Genomic DNA, 10,839 nt, shown 5'->3' on the forward strand with positions numbered 1-10,839 from the left:
AAGCGGGGCGTATAAAGATCTTGGGAAATCCTATAGCCTGCTGGGCATGAATGATAGCGCCTATTATTACCTGGAGCTTAGCCGCCAGCATTTACTGGATATTTACTCCCGCGAAAGCAGCAAACAGGTTGCCCTGCTGCAAACCATGTACGGCATGGAAAAAAAGAACCGCGAACTAGAACGCCTGCAGCTGGCCCGTAAAATGAACGGCATTATTGTTATAGCGGTAGTAATAGTAATTATACTGCTGGTAGTGTTAGGTACGGTGATCATCAGCCGCCAGCGCCTGCGGATCAGGCATGCGGAGATCCTTGCCCAGCAGGAACGCCAGCAGTACGAGGTTTCACAGGGCCGTATGCAGACAGAGCTGGAGAACCGCAAAATGGAGCTCACCACCCATACCCTCCACATTATTCAAAAGAACCAGCTGCTGGAAGAGCTGCGCAACCGCCTGGATGAATTGGTGAAGGACGACCGCCGCGACCAGAAGAAACAATTGAAACAGCTGCACCAGCAGATCAACCATAGCTTTCAGCACGACCGCTACTGGGATGAGTTCCGCAGCATGTTTGAGCAGGTGCACCAGGCCTTCTTTAACAACCTTAAAAACTATTGCGACAGCCTTACCCCAAACGACCTTCGCCTGGTAGCCCTGCTGAAAATGAACCTGCCCTCCGGCGATATTGCCACCCTGCTCTCTGTTTCGCAGGACAGCCTTCGCGTAATGCGCTACCGCCTCCGCAAAAAGCTGAATATGGAACAGGGGGAGAGTTTGACGGCGTTTATACAGTCACTCTGAAAGAATTAATAATGAAGAATGAATAATTAATAATGTGAATGCAGCGGACTTTTAATGCAGGGGTGTGAATGAATGGGTGGCTGTAATGTTCTTAAGAATGTTTTCTAAATGATTGTATGTTGCCCGGTATAAGAAAACCGCCATGCTTATTCTCCTAATGCCGCATTCAGCCAGGGTTTGGATAGATGCCAGCTTAGGCACGCCTACTACGTTTACCGGAAGGGGTGTGGCAGCAGTGATTTCTTTAATGATGTCAGGATCCTGCACACCGGTAACAAACAGCCCGTCAGCGCCTGCATCCTGGTACAGCTTTGCCCTTCTTAAAGTGGTTTCAAGAGGAGAGGGCAGCTTTAATAAGAAAACATCGGTTCTTGCATTTATAAAAAGCTGCTGGTTGGTTCTTTCCAGGTAGTTCTTAATGCTGCTTAATTTCTTTAAATAAACGTCCTCGCCCTGCGTGTCTTCCAGGTTTATTCCTGCAACGCCAATGTCGATCAGCTTTTGAATATTAGTGTTTAAATCGTTTAAGTCACTGGCGTACCCTCTTTCCAGGTCAACCGACAATGGGATGTTGGTACAGGACTTTATGCGTTCCAGCATATAAAGTAATTCCGCGAACGGTATTTTTTCTCCATCCGGGTATCCTAATGAATCGGCAATGGCGCCGCTTGAAGTGGCAATGGCATCATACCCGTTCTTTTCTATTAACTGAGCGCTTTTTACATTCCAGGCATTTGCAATAACCAATGGTTTTACCTGGTGGTGCAGATCCAAAAACTTTTCATAATCATTCATAACTGCCTATTTTATTTTACAAATTTATTGTCCGGATAGCATTCTTGTGGGGGCTGGTATAGACAATATTGGGGTCGTTTGGGTCAGGATTATTCATTATTCATTCTTAATTATTAATTGTGTTAACATTCCGGTAATATTGCGGTAACATTAAGTTAATTGGCTATTCTGTTACGCTAATGGCTATTGGAAATCAAATAATTATCACCTGTTTGTTCACGTTGTTGCCCCCTTGTTCACGCTTCCTGTAACGGTGTTTCCTTTTTGTTAACCCCCAAAACTTGGCAAGGTTAAGCGGCCTTTGCACTTTTGCCCCGTCAAATAAATATATGCTGCGCAAAATTTACTTCCTCTTTTGTTTTATAGTGTGCACGCTGCCGGTACTGGCAGCTAACATCAAAGGCCGGGTTACGGATCATACCACCCGGGAGCCGCTTATCGGCGCTACTGTGATGCTGGAAGAAAAAGGCCTGTATGATATTACCGGCCTGGATGGCTCCTTTGATATAAAGAACATAGCGCCCGGCACTTACCATCTTAGTATAAGCCTGGCCGGTTATAAAACGCTGGTGCAGGAGATCACGGTAACTGAAGCCGGAACGCCTGTAACAGACATTTTCCTGGAACCCGGTAATAAAAAGAGCCTGCAGGAAGTGGTGGTTGCCGGCAAAACCAATAAAGCGGCAGAAGGCACCGCCCGTTTAATTGAGCGCGATGCCAGCCAGGTGATGAACGTGGTTTCCGGGCAGGCCATTAAGCTGTCGCCGGATCTTACGGTGGCAAACGTGATACAGCGTGTGTCCGGCATTTCGGTGGAGCGTAACAGCAATGGCGATGGGCAGTATGCCATTATGCGCGGCATGGATAAACGTTACAATTATACGCTGGTGAATGGTGTGAAAATTCCCAGTCCTGATGATAAATACCGTTATGTGCCGCTGGATATTTTCCCCGCAGAGCTGCTGGACCGCCTGGAAGTATACAAAGCGCTTACCCCTGCTATGGAAGGCGATGCTGTGGGCGGCGCCGTGAACATGGTAATGAAAGATGCGCCGGATCACCTGTCCGTAGATGCTAACCTGGCTACCGGTTATAACGAATTATTCTTTAACCGCGATTTCATGAGCTTTAATAAAGGCGGGGTAAATGCAAGATCGCCATATGAGATAAAGGGTAATCAGTATAATGCTACTGCGGCCGATTTTCCCAATGCCACTTCCGACTATAAACAGCAGCGCCCCATGCCTAACCTGACAGGCGGCCTTTCTATAGGTAACCGTTACCTCCATAACCGCCTGGGCATTATACTGGCCGGCAGCCTGCAGCATACTTACCGTGGCAGCAACAGCTTATTCTTTAATACAGAAAAGGTAGATACGTTCAGCGGGGTTACCATTTCCAGCATGCAGAAACGCCAGTATTCAGAGGAACAGCTACGCTACGGCCTGCACGGAAAAGTGGATCTCCGCCTTAACAGCCGCCACCACCTGCAATGGTACAATGCCTTTATGCACCTGGCCAACACACAGGTGCGCGATGCCGTGAGCACACAGCTTACTATTGGCGGTTACGATCCGGAGAATGGCAACGCAACGCTTAGCTTTAACACCCGTGCACGTATTACCCGCCAGCAGATCTATAACAGCACCCTGCAGGGCGATCACCAGCTGCTGGATAAATTACAGCTGCAATGGTCTGCCGTATATTCCAAAGCCAGCAACCGCCAGCCGGATAATACCACTATTCCCCTCAGCGGTATAGAACAGCATTTTGTGCAAACCCGTACCACAGTAGGTAACGCCTCCCGCAGCTGGGAGTACAATACAGACCGCGACCTGGCCGGGTACCTGAACCTTTTATATAACCAGCCCGTAGCCGGTGTGCCGGTGGAGTGGAGGCTGGGCGGCCTGTACCGCGATAAGCAGCGTACTAATTTCTATAACAACTACCAGTTCCAGCCCGCTAATTTGCAGGCAGAATATGGTAAAGACTTTAACGACTATACGGAAATTCAGTGGGTGATAGATAACCCGCGCGGCAGCGTAGGCTCTGCGCTTAATTACTCCGCTACGGAAAAGATCAAGGCCGGTTACCTGCAGTTTAAAATAGCAGCGCCCCGCCTGGAAGTAACCGGTGGCGCCCGTGTAGAGGCTACGGACCAGGGTTATGAAATGAAGGTGCCTATTGGAGAGGACCGCCCCAGCGCCAACCAAACCTATACCGATGTATTGCCCAGCTTACATTTCCGGTTCATGGCCAATGATAAAACTAATATCCGCGCGTCTTACTTCCGCTCCGTGAACCGCCCGGGCTTTGCAGAGCTGGTGCCGGCGCCTATTGTACGCGAAGAGTATTCTGAAAAAGGCAACCCGGATCTTAAACATGCCATTGCAGATAACATTGATGTGCGTTATGAGCTGTTCCCGCATGCTACGGAGCAGCTGATGGCCGGCGTGTTCTTCAAACACATCAAAGATCCTATAGAGTTCACGCTGCAGCGCGATCCGCGCCGTCCGCAGGATAGCTATTATATGCCGGGCAACTTTGGCAATGCTACCAACTACGGCCTGGAGCTGGATTTCATTAAATACGTAAAACAGTTTGGCATCAAGGCCAATTATACCTATACCCATTCCAGCATTACCACTACCAAAGCAAAACGTGTGCGGGATGCCAACGGCGATTTTGCAATTATTACGCCGGAGCAAACCAGGCCGCTGTACGGGCAATCCGCACACATCGGCAACCTAACCTTATTATACAGGAATGCCCGCTATGGCTGGGATGCGCAGCTGGCAGGCACTTACACAGGCGACCGCATTGTAACGGTGGCAGAGTTCATAGATGACGACCAGTGGCAGAAAGGTTTTATACAAATGGACTTTTCCATGGAAAAAACCTTTGGGCACTTCAGCGTTTTTGCCAAAGCAAATAACCTGCTGAATACGCCCATGGAAGTATACATCCGCAAAGCACGCAATAATACAGATGCCATTCCTTACCAGACAGAGAGTGGTAAAGTATTGGTGCGCCGCGATTATTACCAGCGCACGTATCTGCTGGGGGCGAGGTACAAGTTTTAGGAGCGGAAAGCGAAAAGCGGAAAGCATAAAGCGAAAAGCAGAAAGCATAAAGCGAAAAGCGAAAAGCAGAAAGCAGAAAGCGGAAAGCGGAAAGCATAAACCAGCACATTAGCACATCAGCACATTAGCACATTAAAATAAACCTCTTCAAAAAATGAAAAAGCTTATTCTTCATCCGGTTATGGCCTTGCTGGTAACAGCAGCGGTATTCACAAGTTGCAGCAAAGACAGTAACAACAATCCTGATCCTAATCCCGGTAAAGTTGATACCACCGCGCTTTCCGGCGATGTATCCGGCACCTGGACCAAAGGCAATGTATACAAGATCACCGGCTCCCTGCAGATAGCAGAGGGTAAATCCCTCACTATTGAGGAAGGGGTAACCGTATTATTCAGCGATACCATTGTAAAGCCGGAGTTCATTGTAAAAGGTAACCTGTACAGCAACGGTACTGCACAAAACCCGGTAAAGTTCACCGTGCCCGATAACCTGAAAACCAGCGCCAACCAGTTCGGCGGTTTCTGGGGCGGTATTATTGCCGGTCCTACCAGCGCAGAGCTGGTGTTGAACTACACCATCCTGGAATATGGCGGCGCCGTAACCACAGAGGAATCGGCATCTGTAAAAGCCGGTCTGTATAAAGCCGCTGCAGGTGAGCGCGTGCCTGCCCTGTATTACAGCAATGTAAATGGCAAGCTGGTAGTAATGAACAGCACTATCCGTAATTTTTATGAAGATGGTATGTACCTGGAAGGCGGCAAGCTGCTGATAGCTAAGAACACCGTACACACCACCGGTATTGCCAATGGTGATGCTATTAACATAAAATCCGGCTGCGTGGCAGATGTGGCTTTTAACCTGGTGTACAGCCCTAATACCAATGGCCTGAAATTATCCAACAGCGGCGACCGTACGCCCCAGGCTTTTGTGATCGGTTATAACAATACTATTGTAAATGCAGGCTGGAGAAGGCCTACTACCAAAGGCGGCTCCATTTGGGTAGAGAAAGGTGTGCGCGTAAACCTGTACAATAACCTGCTGGCCAATGACCGTTATGGTATTAAACGCGATAAAGGTAACCCGGAAGACAGCGCCAACGGCCGCTCTGTAATAGCCAATACTTTCTACTACGGCTATACGCAAACTGCTGTGGACCAGTTCCAGCCTTCCAACGAGATCATTGCAGGCGCTAATGATGTTACCACTACTACTGCAGGCGCTAATGATCCTAAGTTTGTAAGCTATCCTTTAAACACAGATCTGAATAACGCAACTTTTAATGCCAGCTGGGATTTTCACCTGCAGGCCGGCTCACCCGCTTTAACCAAAGGCAAAACCGGCATTACACGTAATTATTCCGCCGGCCTTACTGTAAATGGCGTTACCTATACATCTCCCGAAGCGGCTGATTATATAGGGGCGTTTGGAACAAAATAGCATAAAGCAGAAAGCATAAAGCAGAAAGCGGAAAGCATAAAGCAGAAAGCCGCTTAAATAATTCGCATCAAAAGCTTTATGCTTTCTGCTTTACGCTTTCAGCTCGCATTAAAGCTTTATGCTTTCTGCTTTACGCTTTCAGCTCGCATTACAGCTTTATGCTTTCTGCTTTACGCTTTCAGCTCGCATTAAAGCTTTATGCTTTATCCTTTCTGCTTTCGGCTTAAAACAAACAATAGTGAAATACTTCCTCTTCATACTTCCCCTTGCCCTGCAATCCTGCCAGGGGCAGCAGGGACCTATCGTTATACAGGATACTACCCTTAGCAGCGCCAAGGCCCTGCAGCCGGTAGTAGTTACTGAACCGGTGTTATACGATACCGACGATCCAGCCATCTGGATCAACAAAGCCGATACGGCCCATACCCTTATTGTTGGCACTGACAAGAACAGCGATGGCGGCCTGTATGTATTTGACCTGCAGGGAAAGATCGTAAAAAAAGTAAGCGGCCTTAAACGCCCCAATAACGTAGACATCGCCTACGGCCTGCGCCTGAACGGGCAGCCCATAGATATTGCTGTTACCACAGAACGGGAAACCAACAGCCTGCGCATTTACCGCCTGCCGGATATGCAGCCTGTGGATGGCAGCGGCATCCCTGTATTTGAAGGAGAGCAGGAGCGGGCCCCCATGGGCATCAGCCTGTATACACGCCCTTCAGACAGCGCCATCTTTGCCATTGTAAGCCGTAAAACCGGCCCTGCTACCCAATACCTGTGGCAGTACCGGCTGCAGGATAATGGCAAAGGGCAGGTAACTGCCACGCTGATACGAAAATTCGGGCAGTACAGCGCTAAAAAAGAAATAGAAAGTGTTGCGGTGGATAATGAGCTGGGCTACGTTTATTATTCTGATGAGCAATCCGGCATCCGCCAGTATTATGCTGATCCGGCAAAAGGAGATGCTGAGCTCTCCATTTTTGGACAGCATGAGTTCCGGGCAGATAATGAAGGCATCAGCATTTATAAAACCGGCCCGGCCACGGGTTATATCCTGGTATCGGACCAGGATGCCAACAGCTTTAATATTTACCGCCGTGAAGGCGATGCCGGCAATCCGCAGCGGCATACTTTGCTGAAAAAGATCCTGGTAGCTGCTATGAACAGCGATGGCTCTGATGTTACCAACGTAGCGCTGGACGCACGTTTTCCCAAAGGCCTTTTTGTAGCCATGAGCACCGATCGTACCTTTCACTACTACGACTGGCGAGCCATTGAAGAATTAATAATTAAAAATTAATAATTAATAATCGTGAGGCAGGCGTTCGTAAAACAGAGGTGCTTCGTAGGGATAACGGCTGTGTGCACTGTCACTATTCATACGAAGCGTTTCTATTTCCGGTAATACTTACCCTACGATTATTAATTATTCATTCTTCATTATTAATTAAGCTCAGCGCGAAGCGCTGAGCCGTAGAGACAAGTAAATTGAGCCGCAAAAGAAACCGGCCGGAGGGTTTTAAGGCTGATCTTTGTGTCGTTAATCAATAAAATAACGACAATGACAACAACGACAACAATAACAAAGATCGGCCTGGGCAAGAACGGACCACTGGTATCCAAGCTGGGATTAGGCTGTATGCGCATGTCGCCCGTTTGGGGAAGCAAAGGCAATGATGAAAACGAAAGCATTGCCACTATTCAGCAGGCATTGGACAGCGGCATCAATTTCCTGAATACCGGCGACTTTTACGGCCACGGCCATAATGAGCTGCTTGTAGGCAAAGCCATCAAAGGCCGAAGGGATGATGCCTTCATCAGCGTAAAATTTGGCGGTATCATCTACGGCGGTCAATTCCGGGGGCTGGACCTGCGGCCTATAGCCATCAAAAATTTTATCGACTATTCTTTGGTGCGCCTGGGCATAGATACCATTGATCTTTACCAGCCCTGCCGGTTAGATAACAGCGTTCCCCTGGAAGATGTGATAGGAACCGTTGCTGATCTGATCAAAGAAGGAAAGGTGCGTTACCTTGGCGTATCCGAGATCACTGCCGATCAGCTGCGGAAGGCAAATAGCGTACACCCGGTAACTGCACTGGAAATAGGCTATTCACTGGCCGACCGCCAGATAGAAAGCGAGCTGCTGCCTGCCGCTGAAGAGCTGGGCATAGGCGTGGTGGCCTTTGCCAATACTGCTGAAGGCTTACTGAGCGGTGAAATGAAAGCGCCGCTGCCGGCCAATGCCTACCAAAATCATTTCCCGCGTTTCCAGGGTGAGAACCTGGTAAAGAACCTGGAAAAAGTGGAAGTATTGAAAACAATGGCAAAGGCAAAAGGATCCACGCCCACACAGCTGGCCATTGCCTGGGTGAATGCGCAGGGCGATCATATTATGCCATTGGTAAGCATGAGCCGGAGATCACGGCTGCCGGAAAATATGCAGGCTATGGAGATCCGCTTCACACCGGAGGAGATGAATACCCTTAACACCCATTTTGCGCCGGGCGTAATGCGTGGCGGCACCTATCTGCAGCGATAAGCAGCCTGCACATAAGCCCCCTGAATTTAATATCTTTACGTAATGATAAATCCAACTGAGATAATCCCCGGAGTTATATTTTTCGCCTATCTCTCAGCCATGAGAAAGGAGAAGGTTGGATTTTTTGAACGCAATGCGCTGGTATTAGTGGTTTCCGGGCAACTGACACTGCAGACAGCCAGCGAGTGCGTTTCGATAAAAAAGGGTGAGATGTTGCTGATACGGAAAAATCAGCTGGGGGAGCTTACCAAGACGCCATTGGATGGTGAGGATTACCAAACCATTCTCATTTGCCTGGAAGAAGACATGCTCAGGAAGTTTGCCCTGGAAGAGAAAATAGAAATAGGACAAAAATATACAGGTCCGAACAATATTATTATTCCCGGAAACGATTTCCTGCATGGCTTTTTCCAGTCTATAATGCCTTACGTGCGCCGTTCTGAGGAAAAGCCGCCCCATGCGCTGGGTATGTTAAAAGTAAAAGAAGCTATACAGCTGCTGCTGCATACCAAGCCGGAGCTAAAGGAATTCCTGTTCGATTTTTCCGAACCCCATAAGATAGACCTGGAAAAATTCATGCTCAGTAATTTTCATTTCAATGTTCCCATTGAAAGATTTGCGCAGCTCACGGGCAGAAGCCTTGCGGGGTTCAAGCGTGATTTCCAGAAAGTATTCGGCATGGCCCCGCGGCAATGGCTGCAGGACAGAAGACTGGCAGAAGCCCGGCACCTGATCGAGAATAAACATAAAAAACCATCTGCCATCTACCTTGACCTGGGATTTGAAAGCCTTTCCCATTTCTCACATTCTTTTAAGAAGAAGTTCGGCAAAGCGCCCAGCGAGAGCCTGCATTAGCGCAGCATTAATACTTCACGCAAACTTTCCCCACGATTATTAATTCTTAATTATTAATTATATATTTGTGCCCGAATAAAAACTATTGTGTAACCTCTAAATACACAATACCCATGATCGAACGTACCCACATATAACTTCCTTCTTAACGCTGCCTGCCAGGCCGGTGCTGTATTTCTTTTATATTAATGAAGTAATGAGCATACACGCAAGTTTATTGTGCGCAATAGGCTATGGACCATGGACTGTGGTCTATGGACTGAGCAGCCTTAACCCTACAAGGAATATATCCTTTGCGTAAGGATGAATCTTCGCATCAACAATTACTACAGATGACTAACCGCATGTTATGCAAGCGAATGAATGGTCGTTTGAAGACGGCTATTGCAGGATCAGAACGGCCCGGCAACGGAAAAGAGCGCGCATAAAGGATTTTCATAAATACCTGCGGCGCATGCACAAAGAGGAGAAACGGTTGGATGAGCTTAAATACAGGATGCCGTTGCAGCCACTGGCACGCCCTTACCAGAAGGGATGGCTGCGGACCTTTGTGCTCCGCCCCGATGTGGCTACCAGCAGACAGGCAGCCTTTTACCAGGAGCTGCTGAACAAGATCAATACCGTTGAATATTCAAACGATAAAAAATTTAGAATAAAGAAAAGAAAGTGGAAGCGGAAAAAGGTTTGGGTAGATAAGCCGCAATACCTGCGTGAGTACAGTGAACGCTGGTTCTTTAGCCGTGATTGTAAATTAACGGAGCAGGAGAAGCTTTTGTTTCACCGGGAAGAAAGAACGCACAAGCACACTAAAGAGGTAAGCATTTATTATGTGTTCAGTGAGCGCTGGCGTTTTATACTTAAAGTAAAGCCGCGCATCATTACCCATATAAAAATGGTAGATGGTACGCTGGATGGAAAGATCCAGCGGATGGAGAACAGGATCACTACCCATCACCTGCGCCATCAGATGAACAGGCAAATGAATGGACGCACCTACCATTACCTGAGCCGTGCACCCTGGCCGCCCGATCCTTTTAAACAAAGATCATTAACAGATATACTCAGTGAAGTATACAACGATCAACAACAATAACAATGGACAAGATCATTATACAGATCAGCTCAGGCCGCGGCCCTGCAGAATGTTGCAGGGTAGTGGCCAAAGTACAGGAGCTGGTACTAAAAGAGGCCCGCAAGGCGGGTATTAATATAACAGTAATTGATAACAAACCGGCTGATATAAAAGGCACCTTACTTTCTGCCACCTTAACGGCAGAAGGTAATAACCTGGAAAGCTTTGCCCGGCAATGGGAAGGCACCATCCGCT

At 48.0% G+C, this 10,839-nt stretch carries 8 protein-coding genes and 1 pseudogene; 8 read left to right on the forward strand and 1 reads right to left on the reverse strand.

The genetic code is table 11. The features are described from left to right. Positions 1-799: helix-turn-helix transcriptional regulator (locus VIM87_RS06395; protein WP_414649599.1), on the forward strand; the 799-nt coding region annotated here is incomplete at its 5' end. 51 nt (positions 800-850) lie between these two features. Here VIM87_RS06395 and VIM87_RS06400 read toward each other — a convergent pair. Next, positions 851-1,594 carry an isocitrate lyase/phosphoenolpyruvate mutase family protein gene (locus tag VIM87_RS06400; RefSeq protein ID WP_331996173.1) on the reverse strand — a complete coding sequence of 248 codons (744 nt, stop codon included), beginning with the start codon at positions 1,592-1,594 and terminating at the stop codon, positions 851-853. Between the two features lie 329 nt (positions 1,595-1,923). Here VIM87_RS06400 and VIM87_RS06405 point away from each other — a divergent pair, with 329 nt between their 5' ends. From VIM87_RS06405 to VIM87_RS06435, 7 genes and pseudogenes are all read left to right on the forward strand, one after another. Beyond that, entirely contained in the window at positions 1,924-4,677 is a 2,754-nt protein-coding gene (locus VIM87_RS06405; protein ID WP_331996174.1) for a TonB-dependent receptor, read from the forward strand. Positions 4,678-4,831: 154 nt separating this feature from the next. Further along, positions 4,832-6,115, forward strand: coding sequence for a hypothetical protein (locus VIM87_RS06410; protein WP_331996175.1), 1,284 nt, complete (start codon positions 4,832-4,834; stop codon positions 6,113-6,115). A gap of 238 nt (positions 6,116-6,353) precedes the next feature. Beyond that, positions 6,354-7,415, forward strand: a complete 1,062-nt coding sequence (locus VIM87_RS06415; RefSeq protein WP_331996176.1) for a phytase — start codon at positions 6,354-6,356, stop codon at positions 7,413-7,415. A gap of 261 nt (positions 7,416-7,676) precedes the next feature. After that, positions 7,677-8,657, forward strand: a complete 981-nt coding sequence (locus VIM87_RS06420; RefSeq protein ID WP_331996177.1) for an aldo/keto reductase — start codon at positions 7,677-7,679, stop codon at positions 8,655-8,657. 99 nt (positions 8,658-8,756) lie between these two features. After that, on the forward strand, positions 8,757-9,512 hold the full coding sequence (locus VIM87_RS06425) for an AraC family transcriptional regulator (protein ID WP_331996178.1): 756 nt from the start codon (positions 8,757-8,759) through the stop codon (positions 9,510-9,512). A 349-nt stretch (positions 9,513-9,861) separates the two neighbouring features. Then, complete coding sequence (locus tag VIM87_RS06430; protein ID WP_331996179.1) at positions 9,862-10,605, forward strand: hypothetical protein; 744 nt, start codon at positions 9,862-9,864, stop codon at positions 10,603-10,605. Positions 10,606-10,607: 2 nt separating this feature from the next. After that, positions 10,608-10,839 (forward strand): annotated as a pseudogene (locus tag VIM87_RS06435) (peptide chain release factor H); the annotation flags it as partial.

It is taken from the genome of Chitinophaga sp. (assembly GCF_036569125.1).
GTDB lineage: Bacteria > Bacteroidota > Bacteroidia > Chitinophagales > Chitinophagaceae > Chitinophaga.